This is a genomic window from Alteromonas sp. ABV2_168 (genome assembly GCF_056161165.1).
Genome location: NZ_JBSWYQ010000004.1, coordinates 271851 through 292324 on the forward strand (window position 1 = coordinate 271851; position 20474 = coordinate 292324).

Consider the following 20474-nt stretch of genomic DNA (forward strand, 5'->3'; position numbering starts at 1 on the left):
CGGCAAAGGTAATGCCTGTCACTATAATCAAAGCATAACTGGACAAGCTCACGCATGAAGTTGTATCAAATCGCTATTTTGTTAACCGCTGTATTTTTCACCACTGCCTGTAACAACTGGATCTACCGGATTGATGTGCCACAGGGCAACTTTCTGGACGAACGTGACGTTAAAAAGCTGCGTGTTGGCATGACCAAAGAGCAGGTTGTTTATGTTCTTGGCCACCCTGTTGTTGAAGACTCTTTTGATAAGAGCACTTGGTATTACGTGTACGATATGAAGCGCGGTATGTCCAAACGCGGTGAAGATTTCCAGAAGCAACTGGTACTTAATTTCGACGGTAATGTGCTGACCACCGTAGAAGGCGACTTCGAACTGTCAGAAGATTTTAATACTCCGCTCGATCAGTAAGCATTTTTGGTCCGGAACACCAAAATATGGTGTTCCGGACTACTTCCAAATACGCTCTCCCCTTCCCCCAGCACGCCAAAAACCCATAACCTCCTGATTTTAAATAAATAATCAATTTTGGCTCAGCAATTGCTGAACTTGACATACTTTTTACACTCATTCGTGTGCGGTTATTGCTCGTCATTAAGTGAATGCTTCCCGGCAATAAACGGAAGTATTAACGCCATACCGGACACACATCACTACAAAACGGAAAATAGAATGCTAAACAGGAATCTCTCAATTATTGCTTTATCACTTTTGTGTGCTGCCACGTTATCAGGCTGTGTTATCAATGTCGGGGGTAACGGTGATTATCACGATGGCGGCGATGTAAGCAGTGTGCTGGGATCGGTAACCATCTATGAAGGCCGCCATGCTGGTGATGTGTCTTCCGTCAACGGAGACGTGACTTTGCAAACATTTACTGTTGCTGAAGATGTCAGTACGGTGAATGGCAATATCAGTATTGCAGATAACGCTGCAATCAATGAAGCGAGTACGGTTAACGGCGATATCAATGCCGGTAAAAACCTGAATGTGTTTGGTGATATGTCTACGGTAAATGGCAATATCGGGCTTTCTGTGAATAGTCTGGTGGAAGGCGATTTGGAAACAGTGAATGGCGACATTTCGGTGCCGGATGGCGAGATAAAAGGCTCAGTCACAACGCAAAACGGTGATGTCAGCTTGTCAGGCAATACCCGGATCTACGGCGACATCGTATTTGAAGAAACAGAAAATGGCTGGATGAAGAACAAATCCGAACAACCGGTGCTTTCAATCACGGACGATGTGGTTGTTAACGGCAATATCATTTTAGAGCGCGCCGTTGTACTTGAGCTTGCTAACCCTGCGCTGGAAAGCAAAGTAATAAGACGTAACAACAGCAACCGCAGCTAAACCCTGACAGGCCGGACAGAAATACATCTGCCCGGCCTGTTTAATCACTTACCGGTTAACTTAACGTCCAGCCAGACCAGGCGGTGATCAGAACTTGCTTCACGATCTTTCACCAGACGGTACAACGGGCTGGCTTTTTCGGGCCAGAAAACACCGCTACCGGTCACTTCAAAACCATATCTTGACGGTAAAACGTAATCTGCCCTTGCCCCCCAGTGTGCAGTGAACCTGCGGCTGTAAGGCTCTGTTGAATGTTCACGGCCACCTTCACTTTCCGGGATAACATTGCCGTTCACGTACCGGTTATCAATAAGCTGTTCTATGACGCCGGGCCGGTGTTTATCACCCGCATCGGCAGCGTTGAAATCGCCCGCCAGTACGAAACGGGTGTTTTCCGGCAGACCGGATTGCTTACCCTCATCATCAATAATATATTCGCCTTTATCCGGAGACAGATAGTCAGCCATCAACCTGATTTCATCATGGTTCCGCTTTCCGTTTCGGTCTTCATCACCATCGAAATTAGGCGGTGTGGGATGCATAGCAAGTACATGCACAATGCGGCCATTAACGTTAACGGGTATATCCCAGTGAGACTTGGAGCTTAACCGGAACTCAGCCCATTCCTCTTCGTTATACCAGGGAGTATCTGTGGCCGGGTCAACGGGCTTCTGAGCACCGGGCATATCTTTCCACTTAAGTGTCTGCAAGCTGTGCACCTGATCATGTACAACGGGATATTTCGACAATACAACCATGCCGTACTGGCCGGGATACAAGCCAAATCCCCACGCATCACCGCCTGTTCCGGTGGCTTTACCATCGTTATCCAGATCGAAAGGAGACGGCTCACCGGTGTTCACCGGCGCGAGATAAACGTACGGGTAATCGATAGCAGGTTGCCCGTGCTGGCTGACATTCAGATAATTTTGAATAAAAGCCCGTACACCATCGCTCTGCGATTTGATGTAATCAAACTCATTAAGCAAAATAATATCCGGCGCGGTGCGCTGAATGATCTCAGCAATATTTTTGACCTGCGGATTATTGCCATCTGACAACACCTTTTTAAGCACGTCATCACCGGGCGGAAGCCCTGAAGAAGGGTAATTCGTCGACTCCATACTTACGTTAAAAGTAGCCACTCTCAACGTATCAGATGACTCTGTAGTCCCCTGTTCGGCCGGTAATATAGAGCGGATTTTGTCTACCGGCAGGGCTTTTACACTCCCGTGAAAACCCTCCACGTCCTCAGCCACCAGCAGACTGTTATAAATGGCTTCCTGTGTTGCTTCAATCACCGCCTCGAATAAAGGTGACACCTGACTGTTCGCCATCACGGTGGATGAATGCGCCGGCGACTGCTCGTCACGACGTAATGCATCTGCGTTAGAAAAGGCTATAACATAATCGCCGGAGCCGTTTGTCAGGCTGGCACCGGTTCGCGCAACACCGGCCATGGCCCGCTTTGCCAGCCTTTCCAGATTGCGGTCGTCCAGCGGTGCGTCTGTTGCAACCACTATCATGATGGAGCCGTCAGCAGCGGTATCGTTATTCAGTTCGTTGTACAGGTAGTGCTGATTAAGCGCTTCCCCGGCTTTCAGGCCGTCGATATTCAGGATGCCGCCAAAGTTACTCTGTACCAGCACACCGACTGTGTATCCGCCCAGTGATGCAGGCAGCAAACGGCTGCTTGTTCCGATCCCGCCTTTCCATCCGAAGGCGCGGGTACCGCTGCCGGCACCATTATTTCCCTCTGCAACCGGGCCACCTTGCGCTGTATTGATAGCCTGAATCACATCAGCTTTCGTCACGGTTCTGCGGCGGATGTCGTTAAGAAATCCGTCGTTGGTTTCACCTACGACAGCATTCACCGATGCCACGTCTTCATTCCCCGGTTGTGCCAGCGTCCATTCCACCACGCCGGCAATACCTTCAGCCACATTCAGTGTATTGGTAAGCACAACGGGTGTTTCAATTTCTCCCAATTCCCGGATTTGACTGATCCCGGCCATTTTGCCGTATCCATTGCCCACGTATACCGCAGCCGGTACCTTACGCTGCCGTAAATTGCCCTCTGCCGGAATAATGGCTGTCACACCGGTGTGAACGTCTTTTCCGTCATGAAGGGTTACCTGCCCCACCCGTACGCCTGCGACATCGGTAATACTGTTCAGTTTTCCGGTCGCAAGTACACCAGGCGCGATGCCAAGATCACGGGCTCTGACCTGCTCTGCGTCTGCGCTGACATGCATAAGCGGCAACACCAGCAGTAACGCCGGAAGAATTCGTTTTCTCATGTTGTTTTCGTTTTTTATAAATAAAAATGGGGAAGGAAAAGTGTCACACGATAGTACAAAAAACTCAAAAGGAAGACGGCTACGTACCGGTTATAAAAGACTGATAGCATGTTCAATTAAAAACAGACAGGCACCAATCAGCCCGCCCACCAACGTACCGTTAATACGCACTTTTTGCAGATCTTTACCGATGTTCAGTTCAATTTGTTCCGCCATCTGGTTGTCATCCCATGCCAGAATGGTTTTACGGATATGGTCAGTAAGAAAATCTGCGAGCTCCGGCGCCATCGCTCTGGCTGCTTCTGCGATGTGTACATCAACAGCGTTTGCCAGTTGCTCATCGTTTGCCACCGATTTACCTGTTTCCTGCAGTGCATGGGATAAACGGCCTGTGAATTTGCCGTCTGTGGCTGCAACATCATCGATTAACCAGCGTTTCACGTCGCCCCACACCTGAAACAGGTACTGCTGAAGGGTATCGTTGTTCAGCAATTGGTTACGGATATTTTCCAGCTTCTCTGTCATTGCAGGGTCGGTTTCCATCCTCGCCGTGAAGTCCTCCAACTGGCGGTCGAAACTCTTGCGTACCGGGTGTTCGCTGTCGTTGGCAATATCCGCCAGAATGCTCACAATGGCTTTGGAAGCGATGTCAGCGCCCTGCTCGCTCAACCAGGTTGTCGGCAATATCTTCTCCAGTCGCCGGTACTCTGCTTTCAGCCAGCTATGCAGCTTTTCAGCAATAAACATCTGACTGTCAGGCCGGTGAGCAAGCTCTGCGATTTTATAAAGCAATTGGTCCAGCACCTCCTGATGTCGCTTATCACGGGTCAGAACCCGTAACGTGCCGGCCGCGAGAGGTGAAAGATCCATTTTCAGCAGAGCCCGCTTTACTCCGCTTACCATCATGTCCTGAACGGGTTTATCATCCAGCGTGTTAATGATCCCCACCAGCGAGCGCGCAGCGAAGCGACTCAGACGGTCTGCGTTTTGAGGCTCGCGCAACCACCTTGCCATTCCCTGAGCAGGGCGGGCATCATTGACCAGTTTTTCGATAGCGACTTCATTGAAGAATTTTTCTTTCACAAAGCGGGACAAATTGCCGGCAACCGCCGCTTTGTTATTCGCTACGATATTCGTGTGAGGGATTGGAAATCTGGCCGGAATAGGCCTGAACAATGCGCTGACGGCAAACCAGTCAGCCAGCCCGCCAACCAGCGCAGCTTCTGATGCCATCTTAATGAGTCCGGCCCAGGCGGGCCATGGCGTTATCCACTGCCGGTACTCTGCCAGCGTCGCAAGAATAAAGACAAACGCAGCTCCTACCAGCCAGAAAAGCGCGATGCGTTTTGCACGCCGGAGCTGCTGCTGTTTATTATCCGGTAGCACGTTTGTCCTTGTATTAATATTGCCTTACTTACCTGACTGCACCTCATCAGGCGTATACATCCTATCCACTATATGGTGATGAAAGTGCAGCCGGCAAACCCTTTATGACAATTACGGGTGCTTAAATGTAAAAGGATATTAATCCCACTTCGGCGCGAAATCCGGATCCACGATACGTTCGCCGTTATCCAGCTCGTCAATGCGCGCCACATCATCTTCTGACAGCGTCACAGTGGTATAATCGAAGTTCGCCTGCAAATGGTCCTTATTCGTTGATGAAGGGATGGCATGGATACCTTTTACTTCCATCCACGCCAGTACAACCTGTGCAGGATTGGCTCCGTGCGCGTCAGCAATGGCTTTGAGTTCATCATTTTTCATGACTTCGCCCACCGCAAAGGGCATATATGCGGTAGTAGAAATACCAGCCTGCTTACAATGTTCAACCACCTGACGGTTTTGCATAAACGGGTGAAGCTCTATCTGGTTAGTGAGTATCTCGCCCTCTCCCAGGATCTCAACCGCTTTGTCGATTTGTGCCATAGTGAAATTCGACACACCGATATGGCGCGTTAAACCTTCTTCCTTAGCCTGCTTCAGTGACGCTAAATATGACTCCATGGGAATATGATCATTGGGTGACGGCCAGTGGATGAGCAGCAGGTCAACATAGGCCATTTTCAGTTTGTTCAGACTTTCATGCACAGACGGAATGAAGTGACCCTTATCAAGATGGTCGTGCCATACCTTGGTGGTCACGAACAGTTCTTCACGGGGAAGACCGGCAGTTTGAATTGCATTGCCGATTTCTTCTTCGTTGCCATAAAACTGGGCGGTATCGATATGGCGGAAGCCGGTGGAAAGCGCATCTGAAACCGTTTTTCTTGCTACCTCTCCTTCTAAACGAAACGTACCTACACCTAATTGAGGCATCGATTGCATTATCTTCTCCTGTTTTATGAATTCACCTTGTCTACGCTAAGACATTGAATACAGATTACTTCACTTTCTTCAGGTATTAGTTTTAATACTTGCATGCCAACGGCCTTATCGAGCAAATGCAATTGCATTGATAGGCTTCTACTACGACTAAAGTTTAAGTGAACAGGACGAATACGATGCGACGCGCTATCACTCTTCTCGCTGCCGTATTGCTTTCAGGTCATGCTTTTGCGGCGAAAGATACTTTCTTTGTAGGTGTCGAAGACAGTTCAGGCAGACAGGTCCACCCGGTAAACGGTGGCAAATATCACCCGGTGCTCGATGCGGTGATGACAGCATTTGCTCTTGAAGAGGGCTTTGAACTGGAATATGTGCCCCTTCAGGGCGACGCTTACGATCAGTGGTTTAAAGAAAACATGATTGATTTCCGCTTTCCGGATCACCCCCGCTGGTCTGCCACAGACGGCACGCTGTTTTACAGCCAGCCTGTGGTCGGTATTTGTGAAATCACCCGTGTGTTGCCTGAGAATCAATGGATGCGAATCCCCGACGTGACTGCACTGGGTATTATTGAAGATCAGCCGGTTTCCAGTGACTGGTTAGAACAGGAACGTAAAGGCTACACAAAAATAGTGTCATTCTCTGAGCCGACACACCTGGTAAAGGCGCTGGTTGACGGTGAGGTTGATGCCATTATCACAGACAGCGAACAGCTGAATGATGCAACTGCAGCACTGAAGCTGTCAGGTAAACGCATTGTGGCATCAGAACATATTCAGGATAAGAAAGAGAGCCTGCGGATTTCCAGTGAGCAGTATCCGGCGATGCTGGAAAAATTAGATGAATTTCTCAAAACGCACCGCGGGCTGATTGCTCAGGTTGCCCGCCGGCACGGTATTGATAACGGGCGTACCTGTTTAAAGAAACGCCCTTCCAGTCAGTCAGAGCTGGCTGACTGATTACGTTGATGAGACTGCCGTGTACGGTGTTTTTTCACCGAGCGGCGCATACGGGTAAGGCGGGCATGATCAAGTTTACCCTGTCTTACATCCACCAGCGTTTGTGTTTCATCGTCCAGTTGCACCAGTTTACGAAGGGCATTTAACTGCTCCAGCGGCAACTCTACCCAGGCCCCCTGCGGTAAACGCTTTTGCAGCTCCACCGGTCCGTAACGCACGCGAACGAGACGGCTGACCTGCATTTCCTGAGACTCCCACAAGCGACGTACCTCGCGGTTACGGCCTTCAGACAACGTCACGTTGTACCAGCGGTTCATACTCTCTTCTTCACCGGCAGGCTTAGAACGGGCTTTGATTTCAGTAAACCCCGCCAGACCATCTTCCAGTTCAACCCCTTTGGTCAGCGTGTTCAGGGTTTTACCGGACACTTCACCGAATACGCGTACAGCATACTCACGTTCTACTTCACATTTAGGGTGCATTAAGCGGTTTGCCAGTTCACCGTCATTGGTGAACAATAACAGGCCACTGGTATTGATATCCAGCCGGCCTACGGCAATCCAGCGTCCCACGCGGATAGCAGGCAGACGGTCAAATACTGTGGGGCGGCCTTCAGGATCGTGACGGCTGCATAATTCACCTTCCGGCTTGTTATACATCAATACACGGCATACCGGTTTTTCTGCCTGACGGGATAACAGATGACCGTCTACACGGATTTGCTGGCCGGGTTCAACACGGTCGCCCAGTGTCGCAATTTTGCCATCTACCGATACCCTTCCGGCTTCTATCCACCGTTCCATTTCACGGCGGGAGCCCAGTCCCTGGTTTGCCAGGACTTTTTGCAACTTTTCACTCATTTTCTTCTCGCTTTTGTTCAGCGGTTTCAATCGCACGGTCGTCGTCAGACGGTGCCTCTAGTGTAGCCGTCGCAGGCGGCTGTTCGTTGTCTTCAAGCCCTTCAAAAACCTCAGATCCGGGTAAATCGGCCAACGACTTTAACGAAAAATAATCCAGAAACTGTCTGGTAGTGGCATATAACGACGGTCTGCCCGGCACTTCTTTGTGCCCTACCACTTTGATCCAGTCTCTTTCTGTCAGGGTACGGATAATATTACTGCTGACTGCCACCCCGCGTACCGCTTCAATTTCGCCGCGGGTTATGGGTTGACGGTAAGCAATTAACGCCAGTGTTTCCAGCATTGCACGTGAATAACGGGGCGCGTTCTCCTGCCACATGCGGCTCAGCCAGGGGCTTAAGCTGTCCAGTGACTGAAAACGATATCCGCTGGCCACTTCAACCAGTTGAATCCCTCTGGGCTGATAGTCCAGCACCAGCTCTTTGAGCACCTCGTTCAGCGCCCGTTCACTGACTGTAAATTCAGCCAGCACAGACTCTCGCAGTGCCAGTTTAGTCATTGGCGCATCGGCAACAAACAGTGCGGCCTCGACCAGTTGCTTAAGCTGGACTTTATTAATCTTCTTCATGACGGCCCAATTTTACATGAATTCTGGCAAATGGTCCTGTCTGAACGCACAATAAAAGCTGTTCTTTTACTAATTCCAGAATCGCCAGAAAAGACACCACCACACCTGCTCTGCCTTCTTCCGGCGTGAATAGCGCATCCAGCGGTGTGTAGGTCTCACTGTTTACCATAGCCAGAATCTGACTCATGCGCTCACGGGTACTCAGCGCCTCCCGCTCAATTGTATGATGTTCAAATGCAGCAGCCCGCTTCATGGCATGGCTGAATGCCAGCACAAGCTCCTGCAGTGACACATCCGGCTCTATCCGCACCGGTTGCACACTCAGAGCCACATCAGCCTTCACTGCAAACACATCCCGCTCCATACGGGGCTGTTCATCCAGTAATTGCGCAGCTTCTTTAACGGCTTCGTATTCTCTTAACCGGCGGATCAGCTCCGCTCGCGGGTCTTCTTCATCTTCAGGTTCATCGCTTCGCCTTGGTAGCAGTAACCGGGATTTAATCTCAGCCAGAATCGCTGCCATCAGCAAATATTCGGCAGCTAATTCCAGCTTCAATGTTTTCATAACCTCCACATATTCCATGTACTGTGCAGTAATGTCTGCCACGGGTAAGGTTACGATTTCGAATTTCTGTTTGCGGATAAGATACAAAAGAAGGTCCAGCGGGCCTTCAAAGGTTTCCAGAATGACTTCCAGTGCATCGGGGGGAATGTACAGATCTGACGGCTTTTCAATGACCGCTTCACCATTGATAAACGCCAGTGGCAAAGGTTGCTGAACGGGGTCGCTTACTGCCGCCGGCGTTTGTTCGTCTGTCATCTTACGTGCTGTTCGTCCGTGCTATGATTGTTTTACAGGAACGGTGACGGGTCGCCACTGCCTTCCCTGATCACTTCCGCATTGCCTTCAGAGAAATCGACAATGGTGGTGGGATATTCACCAAGATACCCGCCATGAATAATCAATCCTACCTGTTTTTCCAGCCTGTCACGGATTTCATCAGGATCTGACTCTGCCATTTCTTTACCCGGCAGGATCAGTGATGTGGACATCAGCGGTTCATTAAGGGTTTCCAGCAACTTAAGTGCAATCACGTTATCCGGCACACGGATCCCGATGGTCTTCCGCTTGGGGTTTTGTAACCGGCGGGGAACCTCACGGGTGGCTTTGAAAATGAAGGTATACGGGCCCGGTGTGTTGTTTTTTATTTGCCGGAAAGCGGTGTTATCCACTTTGGCATAAAACGATAATTCGGACATATCACGGCACATCAAAGTGAAGTTGTGGTCGTGCTCGATTTGCCTTATCTGGCAAAGGCGTTCCAGCGCTTTTTTGTCTTCCATCTGGCAGCCAATGGCGTAGCCGGAATCAGTGGGATACACCACTACCTCGCCCTGCCGGATTAACTCCACAGCCTGATTTAACAATCGCTGCTGTGGATTTTCAGGATGAATATAGAAAAATTGACTCATTACAATGTCCTGTTACTGATGGGCGGGCAGTGCCCAGTCATGCCAGACTGGCTTGAGGTGAGAAGCGATACCTAAATTACGCCCCAATTCTGTCCACCTGGACGGGAAGTGAAAATCAGAACCCGCCGAAGCCAAAAGATTGTGCTCGCTGGCAAGCTCGTTGATAAGCTTTTGCTTGTCAGGATTAATACCGGGAAAAGCCGTTTCGATGGCCTGTCCACCGTGATGTGCAAAATCATTGACCAGACGGCGCAACCATTTTGCCGTTATGTCATAGTGGGCGGGATGAGCAAGTACAGCCTGACCACCGGCAGCACGAATATGAGATATGGCTTGCTCCATGCCGGGCCACACAGCCTTAACGGCGGCCCGTTTCCCTTTTCCAAGATACTTTTTAAAGGCCGCATCCATGGTCGCAACACCATATTCATTAACTAATACGCGTGCGAAGTGTGCACGGGTCACCTGCCCCACACCGGCAAGATTCAGCGCCTTTTCAAGCACACCGTCAAAACCGCATTTTTGCAGCTTTTCACCAATTTTAACCGCACGTTCCTTGCGTATTGTACTTTGCTCAGCCAGAAAGCTGTTGAGTGATGCATCTTCCACATCCACATTTAAGCCGACGATATGAATATCGAACCCATGCCAGGCGGTGGAGATTTCAACGCCGTTAATGATCGTCATCACACGCTTTTGCTTTGCCTGAGTTTGGTGGGCAAGCGGTAAACCGGCGAGGGTATCATGGTCGGTAATGGCCAGCACATCCACCTGCATGGTGTGCGCGCGGAGCACCAGCTCTTCCGGCGTTAAATGGCCGTCGGAAAATTTTGTATGACTATGTAGATCGATTTTCAATGTCTTATGCAAATTTACGGTTGACACAACTTCGTTTTTGTTTTCTTCTATAGGGCATATTATACGTACTAACGCCTTCGATGCCTATCGAAGTTTATGACAGAGAAATCATGCGTAATCAATTATCAATCAGCACTTTAGTAAAAGCAGTTTGGTGGTGGCACTCCCTGAAGTAACGGGCGGTGTACGCGTGAGTGCGTAAAAGAACACAATAAAGGCCCGTTTAACGGGCCTTTTTTTTTAATCGCAGTTGGAGAAAATGCGACAATGAGTTTAGCTGAACTGGGCACCCAGCCCGGCAAAGTGGAAACAATCGAACAGTCAGGTACCTACCTGAACGATCCGTTAGCCGCCTTTGCCCACCTTTGTGCCGGAAAATCAAATGCACTGTTGTTAGAATCAGCAGAAATTGACAGCAAGGACGACTTGCAAAGCCTGCTGATGGTAGATGCCGCGATGCGCCTTGTGTGCAAAGGTAATCAGGTTATCTGCACTGCACTGACCCCCAACGGCGAATCTGTATTACCGCTGATTGAAGCACAGCGCCCGGACAATACCAGTGTTGTCAGAGACGGAGTAACGGTAACGCTCACCTGCCACGCTGCGGATAATGCCCTGGATGAAGACAGCCGGCTGAAAGCGGCCAGCGTATTCGACGCACTGCGGTTACTGGTTCAGAAAATCACGCCAATCCGGCAGCATCCCCACGCCGTCTTTCTGGGTGGTGTATTTGCTTATGATCTGCTGGCCACATTCGAAAACTTACCTGATGTACCCGATGGCGAAAATGACTGTCCGGACTATGTATTCTATCTGGCAGAGACCTTACTCACTGTCGATCATCAAACCCGCCAGACCCGTTTAATCGGCAGCGTATTCAGCGGCCCTAACGTGGCGCAAAGTTATTTTGATGTGGCACAGCGACTGGAGCGGCTGCAGGCCAGACTCACAGATATACCTGCGAGTACTGCCACTATCCCGCCCGGGGCTCAGGATGCTATGGATGTGGATGTCGACAAAGACGATGAAACCTATAAGCAGGACGTTGTCGACTTAAAAGCCAATATCCTTTCCGGTGACATTTTCCAGGTTGTACCTTCCCGCACTTTCTCCTTACCTTGTCCTGACCCGTTAACCGCATACGCTCAATTAAAAATCAGTAATCCAAGTCCTTATATGTTTTATATGCAGGATGCAGACTTTACTATATTCGGCGCGTCACCTGAGTCGGCAATCAAATACGAGAAATCATCGAATCAGGTGGAAATTTACCCCATCGCCGGTACCCGCCCCAGAGGCAAACGGGCGAATGGTGAAATCGATCCGGATTTGGACAGCCGCATTGAACTGAATTTGCGTGAAGATGACAAAGAGAAAGCCGAACACATTATGTTAGTCGACCTGGCCCGTAACGATGTGGCGAAAGTAAGCCGTCCGGGCACGCGTTTTGTGAAAGACCTGCTGAAAGTAGACCGCTACTCTCACGTGATGCACCTGGTTTCCCGGGTCGTGGGTCAGTTACGAACCGATCTGGATGCGCTGCATGCTTATCAGGCCTGCATGAACATGGGCACCCTGGTCGGCGCACCAAAGGTCAGTGCGGCCACATTAATCCGCCAGGTTGAGAAGAAACGCCGGGGAAGCTATGGCGGCGCTGTGGGCTACTTAAACGGGAACGGCGATATGGATACCTGTATTGTTATCCGCTCAGCGTTTGTGAAAAACGACCGTGCCTATATTCAGGCAGGCGCCGGTGTGGTTTACGACTCAGATCCCCAGTCTGAAGCCAATGAAACCCGCACCAAAGCGCAGGCTGTCATCAACGCGGTTCGCCGCTCTTTGAAACAGGGAGCCTGATCATGAAAGATAAAATCACCGTTTTTCTGCTCGATAATGTAGACTCCTTCACCTATAACCTGGTTGACGAGCTACGGGCACTGGATTTACACATCATTGTGTACCGTAACACGGTAGATGCAGACATGTTGTTCTCCCGCATGCAGCAGGAAGCAGAAAAAGCGCCGGTATTGCTGTTATTGTCGCCGGGTCCGGGTGCGCCCCATGAAGCCGGTTGCATGCCCGCACTGATTAAAAAGGTACAGGGTGTTTTTCCGGTATTGGGTATATGCTTAGGTCACCAGGCTATCGTGAGTCATTACGGCGGCGTGGTCGACCGGGCCAGAGAGGTAATGCACGGCAAATCATCGCCCATCAGTCACTCCGGCGAGGCCATGTTTTCAGGTCTGGCTAACCCGCTGCATGTGGCCCGTTATCATTCTCTTGTGGCTACATCATTACCGGCAGGGTTAGAAACCATTGCCAGTTTTGGTGACACCACCATGGCGGTTTATCACCCCGAAGACAAAATGCTTGGTTTCCAGTTTCACCCGGAGTCAATTCTCACCGCAGACGGAAGCCGTTTACTACTGCAAAGTATTCACTATTTAACCGACAAGGAGTTGGAACATGTATGATGCCTCTCCCCTGCTGGACCTGTTATTTGCTAAAGAGCATCTGAGTCAGGCGCAGTCTTTTGCTTTATTTAACAGCATTATGCATGGCGAACAACCTGATCTGATCCTGGCAACCGTGCTTACCGCCTTAAAGCTGAACGGCGAATCACCCAATGAAATCGCCGGTGCTGCCAGCGCCATGGTGTCAAACGCACTGCCTTTCCCCACGCCGGACTATCCTTTTGCGGATATTGTCGGCACCGGCGGTGACGGACATAACACCATTAATATTTCCAGTGCGGCGGGTGTGGTAGCCGCCAGTTGCGGCGTAAAAGTCGCCAAACACGGTAACCGCAGCGTCTCCAGTAAATCCGGCTCTGCGGATATATTCAGACAGTTCGGTATTAATCTGGAAATCAGCCCGGAGACAGCAAGACAATGTCTGGACGATGCGAACTTCTGCTTCCTGTTCGCACCGGTTTATCATTCCGGTATGCGTCACGCTGCGCCCATCCGTGCGGCACTGAAAACCCGCACCATTTTCAACATTCTGGGTCCGCTGGCAAACCCTGCCGGCCCTACCCATGGTTTATTCGGTGTATATTCTCCGGAGCTTCTTGAGCCGTATGCCCGCACGTTGATGCTGCTCGGCCAGCACAGGGCCATGATTGTTCATGGCGATGGACTGGACGAACTGGCTCTGCACGGCGAATCTCACATCATCGACTTAGAGCATGGTGATTTACGCACACTGACCGTGACGCCTTCAGACTTCGGTTTACCTTCATACCCTCTTGAGGCCATAGCCGGCGGTGAACCGGATGAAAACCGCAAAATGGTGGAAGCCGCTCTGGCCGGCGAAGGTCAGGAAGCACACCGGGCCGCCATTGCAATGAATTGCGGCGCGCTGTTGAAACTTACCGACACCGTGACCACATTCAAAGACGGTGCGGAAATGGCCATGGAAGCCATGAAACAGGGCAAACCGTTAACCACGCTTAACGCCGTGGCAAAAATCAGTCATCAGGAGAGCAGTAACGATGAGTAATGTGTTAGAACGCATCGTCGCCGATAAACGTGTGGAGTTAGAAGCACGTATGGCAGCAATGCCGTTAACCACGTTTAAAGATTCACTGACACCATCAAATAAAAGCTTGTTCGATGCATTAAGTCAGCCGGATGCCGGTTTTATTTTTGAATGTAAAAAGGCATCGCCGTCAAAAGGGCTCATTCGCCCTGTATTCGACCTCGACGAAATTCTTGCCGCTTATAAACCTTACGCAGCAGGCATTTCAGTGCTGACTGATGAAAAGTATTTTCAGGGCAGCTATGACTATCTGGCTTATGTGACTGAGCGGGTGTCGCAACCGGTGCTGAACAAAGATTTCTTTGTGAACGAGTATCAGGTTTATCTGGCCCGTCATTATAACGCTGATGCTATTTTGCTGATGCTGAGCGTGCTGGACGACGACACTTACCGCACTCTCGCCAGCCTGGCTGACAGCCTGGCGCTGGATATTCTTACCGAAGTCAGTAACGAAGAAGAAATGCACCGCGCCATCGCGCTGGAAGCGAAAATCATCGGCATTAATAACCGTGATCTGCGGGATCTGTCCACCGACCTCGCCACCAGCGAAAAACTGATCCCTATGCTGGAGAAGGCAAGTCATGATTTCGTTGTGATTTCTGAGTCCGGCATTTACACCCACCAGGATGTACGCCGCTTAGCGCCGCTATGCCAGGGCTTTCTGGTCGGCAGTGCGCTGATGGCTCAAAAAGATTTACCCGAAGCGGTGCGTGCCCTCATTTACGGCGACATCAAAATATGCGGCCTGTCCCGTGTAGAAGATGCTAAAGCTGCATTTGACGGCGGCGCCAACTATGGCGGACTCATCTTCGCAGAAAAGTCTAAACGTTGTGTAACGCCAGAACAGGCGCGCACGATTATTGAGACAGTGCCGGGCCGTTATGTGGGCGTATTTGTCGACCACCCTGTGGATGACATTGTCAGCGCTGCCCGTTCACTTAACCTGTTTGCCGTTCAGTTACACGGCAGCGAAGATGCGGCTTTCCGCCAGACATTACGGGCGGCATTGCCTGCTGAATGCCAGATTTGGCAGGCGGTTGGCATATCCGGCGACTTACCGCCGCACCTCAGCGATTTGCCGGGCGAAACCGAAACAGACCGTGTACTGCTGGATTGTCAGGTAGGTTCGGAAAAAGGCGGAACGGGACAGTCGTTTAACTGGTCACTGCTGGACAATGTGACAGACAAGAAAAAACTCATCGTTGCCGGCGGCATTCATGCCGGGAACCTGGTCGCTGCGCTCGAAACCGGCGCGGGCACCATAGACGTAAATTCCGGAGTAGAAGATGCTCCGGCACAAAAATCTGCTGAAAAGCTGGCGGCGCTGTTCGCAACAGCACGACGCTATTAATTGATGATCAACAGGATTATTCATGAACCAACTTGATTCAAAATTCGGGGATTTCGGGGGCATGTACGTGCCCGAGTTGCTTATTCCCGCGCTAGACCAACTCGAGAAAGAATTTATTGATGCCAAAGAAGATCCGGCATTTCAGGAAGAGTTTTCGGCACTGTTAAAAGATTATGCAGGTCGTCCTACGGCGATGACCCTGACGCGCAATCTGGTAACAAACCCCAAGGTTAAGCTGTATCTGAAGCGTGAAGATTTACTGCATGGCGGTGCGCACAAAACCAACCAGGTATTGGGTCAGGCACTGCTGACTAAGCGTATGGGCAAAACCGAAGTCATTGCCGAAACCGGTGCCGGTCAGCACGGTACGGCGACGGCACTTGCCTGCGCACTGCTGGGTCTGAAATGCCGCATTTACATGGGTGCGAAAGATGTTGAGCGTCAGGCACCGAACGTATTCCGTATGCGTTTGATGGGTGCGGAAGTCATTCCAGTGAATGCTGGTTCAGGCACCCTGAAAGATGCGGTTAACGAAGCACTCCGTGACTGGTCTGCCAATTACGACAAAGCACACTATCTGCTGGGCACCGCGGCCGGCCCTCACCCGTTCCCGCATATCGTACGTGAATTCCACCGCATGATTGGTGAAGAAACCCGTGCGCAGATCATGGAAAAAGAAGGCAGATTACCGGATGCCGTGGTTGCCTGTGTTGGCGGCGGCTCGAATGCTATCGGCATGTTTGCTGACTTTATCGACGAACCTTCTGTGAAGCTAATCGGTGTCGAGCCTGCAGGTAAAGGCCTGCACACCAAAGAACACGGTGCCACCATTTGTACCGGTTCGAAAGGCATTCTGCACGGTGCATACACGTATATTATGCAGGACAAGCAAGGTCAGATTGAAGAAAGCTACTCTGTGTCTGCCGGTCTGGACTACCCTGCTGTTGGTCCTCAGCATGCCTATCTTGCGGATACCGGCCGCGCTGAATATGTTGCGGTTACTGATGAAGAAGCGCTGAATGCCTTCCAGTTGCTAGCCCGCAAAGAAGGTATCATACCGGCGCTTGAGTCTTCCCACGCGCTGGCCCATGCGCTCAACATGGCGGACGAGGCAGAAGAAGAAACCATTATCGTGGTGAATTTATCGGGTCGCGGCGACAAAGACCTTGGACACGTGATCAAGATTCTGGGAGAAGATTTTAATGGATCGCTATAGTGATATGTTTGGCCGGCTGAACGCCGGTAATCGCGGTGCGTTTGTTCCTTTCGTCATGATTGGCGATCCAGATATCGACACGTCTGAAAAAATTATCTGTCAGTTGATTGAAAGCGGCGCAGACGCTCTTGAACTGGGTATTCCCTACTCAGATCCCATTGCTGATGGCCCGACAATTCAGGCTGCAAGTATTCGTGCTCTAGGCAACGGCGTCACACCGGATGCCTGCTTTGAGATGCTGTCCCGCGTCAGAGCAAGATACCCCGATGTGCCTATGGGCTTATTGTTATATAGCAACCTGGTGATGGCCAAAGGGATCAAAGCCTTTTATCAGCAGGCACACGATGCCGGTGTTGATTCAATTCTGGTGGCGGATGTACCGCTTCGTGAAGCAAAACCCTTTATATCTGTAGCCAATGAAACCGGCGTTGCCCAAATTCTCATCGCGCCGCCTAATGCAACAGAAGAAACCTTATCGCAGATTGGTGAACACTCGCGCGGCTACACTTATTTACTGGGCCGGGCTGGTGTGACCGGCGTGGAAACCGCTGCAGATATCCCGGCAGAGTCATTAATTGCCAAATTATCGGATTATGCATGTGCACCGCCAATTCTTGGCTTTGGTATTTCAACACCGGAGCAGGTGTCGACAGCCATCAAAGCCGGCGCTGCGGGCGCAATCAGTGGTTCAGCCACCGTTAACATCATCGCCAAACATTTGGATGATGTGCCGGCCATGCTCAGCGCACTTGATGCCTTTGTTACCGGCATGAAAGCCGCTACGGAAAAATAAGGGAAGAAATACGATGTTCTATATGATTTGTGCAACCGACGTGGAAAACAGTCTGGAAAAGCGTCTGGCCGCCCGCCCTGCTCACCTGGCACGTCTGAATGCGTTAAAAGACGAAGGCCGCTTGCTGATTGCCGGCCCCTTCCCTGCTATTGACAGTGAAGATCCCGGCCCGGCCGGATTCACCGGTTCCCTGGTTGTCGCTGAATTTGACTCTCTGGAAACCGCGAAAGCCTGGGCTGAAGCCGACCCGTATGTGGAAGCCGGCGTCTATGACAATGTCGTAGTTAAACCCTACAAGAAAGTATTGCCGTAACCGGTTACGGAAACAAAACGGGAGCCGGCGGCTCCCGTTTTTTTATTGCGGGATTTAGAAATTTTAAAGTAATGAATTTGCAGCAATTAACAAAAGTCAGATTCGATTCAGCCAATGTTCATTTATAACGGTTATGCTAGGATACGAAAATTAGAGAATGCCGGACACCGTGTCCTGAGCACCATCCTGAGGCTGTATGAATATCGTTAAAACCCTGTTTCTGACTGTGTTACTGCTCATAGCTTCGCTATCGCAGCAGGCCGCTGCCGTTCAGGAGCAGGCGCAACAGATAGATCGCAGTCAGGCCGCGACAAAAGCACAACAACATGAAAAAGGTCGGGTGTTGCGGGTCGACCAGACCCGTACAAAATACCGTGTAAAAGTGCTGAAAAAAAATGGTCGTGTGGTGTCGGTGGATGTAGATAAGAAAACCGGCAAAGTTCAGCCGGCAACGGACAAGGATAATTAAGACAAATGCGCTTATTAATTGCCGAAGACGACAGTCGTCTGCTAACCCAGTTAGATGCTTTGCTACAGCAAAACGGCTACAGCGTGGACCTCGCAGACAATGGTAACAACGCCTTATATCAGCTTCAGGAATACAATTACGATTTAGCTGTCATTGATATTGGTCTGCCGGGTATTGACGGATTCGACGTGATCCGTAAAGCCCGTCAGAATGATGTGCGCACACCGGTGCTGATCCTGACCGCCAGAGATCGCTGGCAGGAAAAAGTAGAAGGTCTGGATGCCGGTGCTGATGACTACCTCACCAAGCCATTTCACAATGAAGAGTTACTGGCCAGAGTAAAAGCTTTGATCCGCCGCGCTTCCGGTCAGGCAAATCCGTCTATTCAGTTTGGTCCGGTATGCCTGGACACAGTTGCCGAAGAAATTACTCTGAACGACGTCCGCCTGGACCTCACGGCGTACGAGTACAAGGTCATGGAATACCTGATGCTGAATCCGCAGAAGATTGTGTCGAAAACAGAACTGACAGAACACATTTACGATCAGGACTTCGATTTAGACAGTAACGTGATTGAGGTATTTGTAGGACGTCTGCGGAAAAAACTCGATCCTGACGGCACACTGAAACCTATTGAAACACTTCGTGGCCGCGGCTACCGCCTGAACAGAGATCTATGACCCGTCTGTCTCTTCGTCTTCGCAGTGCTCTTCTGGCACTGCTTGCGCTGGCTATTTTTATTCCGGTGACCGTGCTGACACTGGACAAAGCCTATACGGAAAGTCTCACCCAGGCGAAGCACAACGAATTAAAGCTGATGAACCTGGCACTGGTCTCTGCCTTTGAACTGGACGGTGATGTGCCTTACATGCCGGAACTGTTGTACGAAGAGCAGCTTAATTTGCCGGATTCAGGCTACATAGGCATTATCGTTTTCCGCAATAAAGTGGTCTGGAAATCGGCTTCAGCGTTGCACAATGAGGTGATCGCTACCCTTCCCGCTCCAGCAACCGGCGATGAAGAATTTATCACCGAAGACCGGGGGGCACTCAGTAACACCGGCAGCTATTTCAGCTATGCTTTTACAGCAGAATTCGCGGCCGCCGACAGCTTCGAACCGGTTCATTTTTACATTATGAACAGCCGTCAGGAATTCAATCTTGAGCGTGACGCATTCACCGGTACATTGTGGAAATGGTTGCTCCTGCTCGCTACCGGACTCCTTGCATTGATTATCGCGGGCATTACTTTCGTGCTGAATCCTGTGCGGGAACTGATTAATGAAATACGGCTGACAGCCAGCGGACGCCAGGGTGCACTCACCCGCCGTTATCCGAAAGAGTTTACCCCGCTGAAAAACAGCATTAACCGGCTGCTTGAAGCAGAAGCCCAGCAACGCAGTCGCTATAAGAATAGTCTGGGTGATTTGGCTCACAGCCTGAAAACGCCGCTGGCTGTTGCTATGGGCACCAATAATCTTCCCGATGATGCCCATGACTCACTTACGCAAATCAACAATATCATCCAACGCCAGCTCAAACGGGCTGCAGCAGCCAAAGCCGGCTGGCAAGCCAGTGTCACGGTAGCGCCGCTGGCGCGAAAACTACTTAATGCAATGGAAAAAGTGCATCGTGATCGTTCACTTAGCATAAACATGGCAGGTGATACCAATTGCCAGTTCAAGGGCGATGAAACAGATTTGATGGAAATGATGGGTAACCTTTTAGATAACGCCTGTAAAGCAGCCAGCACAACCGTACTTCTCACCCTTGAGCAGGAAGAGGGCTGGAGTCATATCCGTATAGAAGATGACGGGCCGGGCATCCCCCCGGATCAGAAAGACGCGCTGCTTGAACGGGGCGAGCGTCTGGACACCTATGCGGAAGGTCAGGGGATTGGCATGGCTGTCGTTGCCGATCTCGTTGCTATTTATGAAGGCAGGCTGGATATTGCAGACAGTACACTGGGCGGCGCAGCAGTTACATTGTCATTTCCTGTGTAATTACAGTTTGTTGTGCGTTATGTTTACTTTT

At 50.6% G+C, this 20474-nt stretch carries 21 protein-coding genes; 13 read left to right on the forward strand and 8 right to left on the reverse strand.

The annotated features are described in order from the left end of the window. Window positions 1-54: 54 nt before the first annotated feature. A complete protein-coding gene (locus ACXAH4_RS08880) occupies window positions 55-411 on the forward strand; it encodes an outer membrane protein assembly factor BamE (protein ID WP_119500908.1) in 357 nt (118 codons plus the stop codon). A gap of 261 nt (window positions 412-672) precedes the next feature. Further along, window positions 673-1353: a DUF4097 family beta strand repeat-containing protein gene (locus tag ACXAH4_RS08885; RefSeq protein ID WP_474881558.1), complete on the forward strand. Its 681-nt coding sequence runs from the start codon at window positions 673-675 to the stop codon at window positions 1351-1353. Window positions 1354-1397: 44 nt separating this feature from the next. Here ACXAH4_RS08885 and ACXAH4_RS08890 read toward each other — a convergent pair whose 3' ends face one another. From ACXAH4_RS08890 to dkgB, 3 genes are all read right to left on the reverse strand, one after another. Continuing rightward, a complete protein-coding gene (locus tag ACXAH4_RS08890) occupies window positions 1398-3653 on the reverse strand; it encodes a P1 family peptidase (protein ID WP_474881559.1) in 2256 nt (751 codons plus the stop codon). A 90-nt stretch (window positions 3654-3743) separates the two neighbouring features. Then, window positions 3744-5039, reverse strand: a complete 1296-nt coding sequence (locus tag ACXAH4_RS08895) for a DUF445 domain-containing protein (protein WP_474881561.1) — start codon at window positions 5037-5039, stop codon at window positions 3744-3746. Between the two features lie 138 nt (window positions 5040-5177). Beyond that, window positions 5178-5981, reverse strand: a complete 804-nt coding sequence (gene dkgB / locus ACXAH4_RS08900) for a 2,5-didehydrogluconate reductase DkgB (protein ID WP_474881562.1) — start codon at window positions 5979-5981, stop codon at window positions 5178-5180. A 176-nt stretch (window positions 5982-6157) separates the two neighbouring features. On the opposite strand from dkgB, the gene ACXAH4_RS08905 reads away from it, so the two are divergent. Continuing rightward, window positions 6158-6940 (forward strand): type 2 periplasmic-binding domain-containing protein, encoded by a 783-nt coding sequence (locus ACXAH4_RS08905; protein ID WP_474881564.1) that lies wholly within the window; start codon window positions 6158-6160, stop codon window positions 6938-6940. Here ACXAH4_RS08905 and rluB read toward each other — a convergent pair. Genes rluB through ACXAH4_RS08930 form a run of 5 tightly spaced genes read right to left on the reverse strand, consistent with a single transcriptional unit; the run spans window position 6919 to window position 10759 of the window. Further along, window positions 6919-7800 carry a 23S rRNA pseudouridine(2605) synthase RluB gene (gene rluB, locus ACXAH4_RS08910; protein WP_474881565.1) on the reverse strand — a complete coding sequence of 294 codons (882 nt, stop codon included), beginning with the start codon at window positions 7798-7800 and terminating at the stop codon, window positions 6919-6921. The genes ACXAH4_RS08905 and rluB overlap by 22 nt on opposite strands. Beyond that, window positions 7793-8428, reverse strand: a complete 636-nt coding sequence (gene scpB / locus ACXAH4_RS08915) for an SMC-Scp complex subunit ScpB (RefSeq protein ID WP_119500901.1) — start codon at window positions 8426-8428, stop codon at window positions 7793-7795. Before scpB ends, rluB begins: the two co-directional genes overlap by 8 nt. After that, window positions 8415-9248 carry a segregation and condensation protein A gene (locus ACXAH4_RS08920; protein ID WP_474881567.1) on the reverse strand — a complete coding sequence of 278 codons (834 nt, stop codon included), beginning with the start codon at window positions 9246-9248 and terminating at the stop codon, window positions 8415-8417. Before ACXAH4_RS08920 ends, scpB begins: the two co-directional genes overlap by 14 nt. 32 nt (window positions 9249-9280) lie before the next feature. Then, a complete protein-coding gene (locus ACXAH4_RS08925) occupies window positions 9281-9901 on the reverse strand; it encodes an L-threonylcarbamoyladenylate synthase (protein WP_474881568.1) in 621 nt (206 codons plus the stop codon). A gap of 12 nt (window positions 9902-9913) precedes the next feature. After that, complete coding sequence (locus tag ACXAH4_RS08930; RefSeq protein ID WP_474845953.1) at window positions 9914-10759, reverse strand: PHP domain-containing protein; 846 nt, start codon at window positions 10757-10759, stop codon at window positions 9914-9916. 267 nt (window positions 10760-11026) lie between these two features. Between ACXAH4_RS08930 and ACXAH4_RS08935 the strand changes: the two genes are divergently transcribed. The 10 genes from ACXAH4_RS08935 (at window position 11027) to ACXAH4_RS08980 (ending at window position 20443) form a co-directional block, all read left to right on the forward strand. Then, the gene (locus ACXAH4_RS08935; protein ID WP_474845438.1) at window positions 11027-12616 is read left to right on the forward strand and encodes an anthranilate synthase component 1; all 1590 of its coding nucleotides are present in this window, start codon (window positions 11027-11029) and stop codon (window positions 12614-12616) included. A gap of 2 nt (window positions 12617-12618) precedes the next feature. Further along, a complete protein-coding gene (locus ACXAH4_RS08940) occupies window positions 12619-13233 on the forward strand; it encodes an aminodeoxychorismate/anthranilate synthase component II (protein WP_119500897.1) in 615 nt (204 codons plus the stop codon). Beyond that, window positions 13226-14260: an anthranilate phosphoribosyltransferase gene (gene trpD / locus ACXAH4_RS08945; protein WP_119500896.1), complete on the forward strand. Its 1035-nt coding sequence runs from the start codon at window positions 13226-13228 to the stop codon at window positions 14258-14260. Before ACXAH4_RS08940 ends, trpD begins: the two co-directional genes overlap by 8 nt. Next, a complete protein-coding gene (gene trpCF / locus ACXAH4_RS08950; protein ID WP_474881569.1) occupies window positions 14253-15650 on the forward strand; it encodes a bifunctional indole-3-glycerol-phosphate synthase TrpC/phosphoribosylanthranilate isomerase TrpF in 1398 nt (465 codons plus the stop codon). The genes trpD and trpCF overlap by 8 nt, the downstream gene beginning before the upstream one ends. 22 nt (window positions 15651-15672) lie before the next feature. Further along, on the forward strand, window positions 15673-16866 hold the full coding sequence (gene trpB / locus ACXAH4_RS08955; protein ID WP_119500894.1) for a tryptophan synthase subunit beta: 1194 nt from the start codon (window positions 15673-15675) through the stop codon (window positions 16864-16866). Continuing rightward, entirely contained in the window at window positions 16853-17659 is an 807-nt protein-coding gene (gene trpA / locus ACXAH4_RS08960; RefSeq protein WP_474845433.1) for a tryptophan synthase subunit alpha, read from the forward strand. The genes trpB and trpA overlap by 14 nt, the downstream gene beginning before the upstream one ends. Before the next feature lie 13 nt (window positions 17660-17672). Beyond that, window positions 17673-17972, forward strand: a complete 300-nt coding sequence (locus ACXAH4_RS08965; RefSeq protein ID WP_474845431.1) for a YciI family protein — start codon at window positions 17673-17675, stop codon at window positions 17970-17972. 196 nt (window positions 17973-18168) lie between these two features. Further along, window positions 18169-18441, forward strand: a complete 273-nt coding sequence (locus ACXAH4_RS08970; protein ID WP_303574632.1) for a PepSY domain-containing protein — start codon at window positions 18169-18171, stop codon at window positions 18439-18441. Window positions 18442-18446: 5 nt separating this feature from the next. Then, entirely contained in the window at window positions 18447-19121 is a 675-nt protein-coding gene (locus ACXAH4_RS08975; RefSeq protein WP_303574633.1) for a response regulator transcription factor, read from the forward strand. Continuing rightward, a complete protein-coding gene (locus ACXAH4_RS08980) occupies window positions 19118-20443 on the forward strand; it encodes an ATP-binding protein (RefSeq protein WP_474881571.1) in 1326 nt (441 codons plus the stop codon). The genes ACXAH4_RS08975 and ACXAH4_RS08980 overlap by 4 nt, the downstream gene beginning before the upstream one ends. The last annotated feature ends 31 nt before the right edge of the window (window positions 20444-20474 follow it).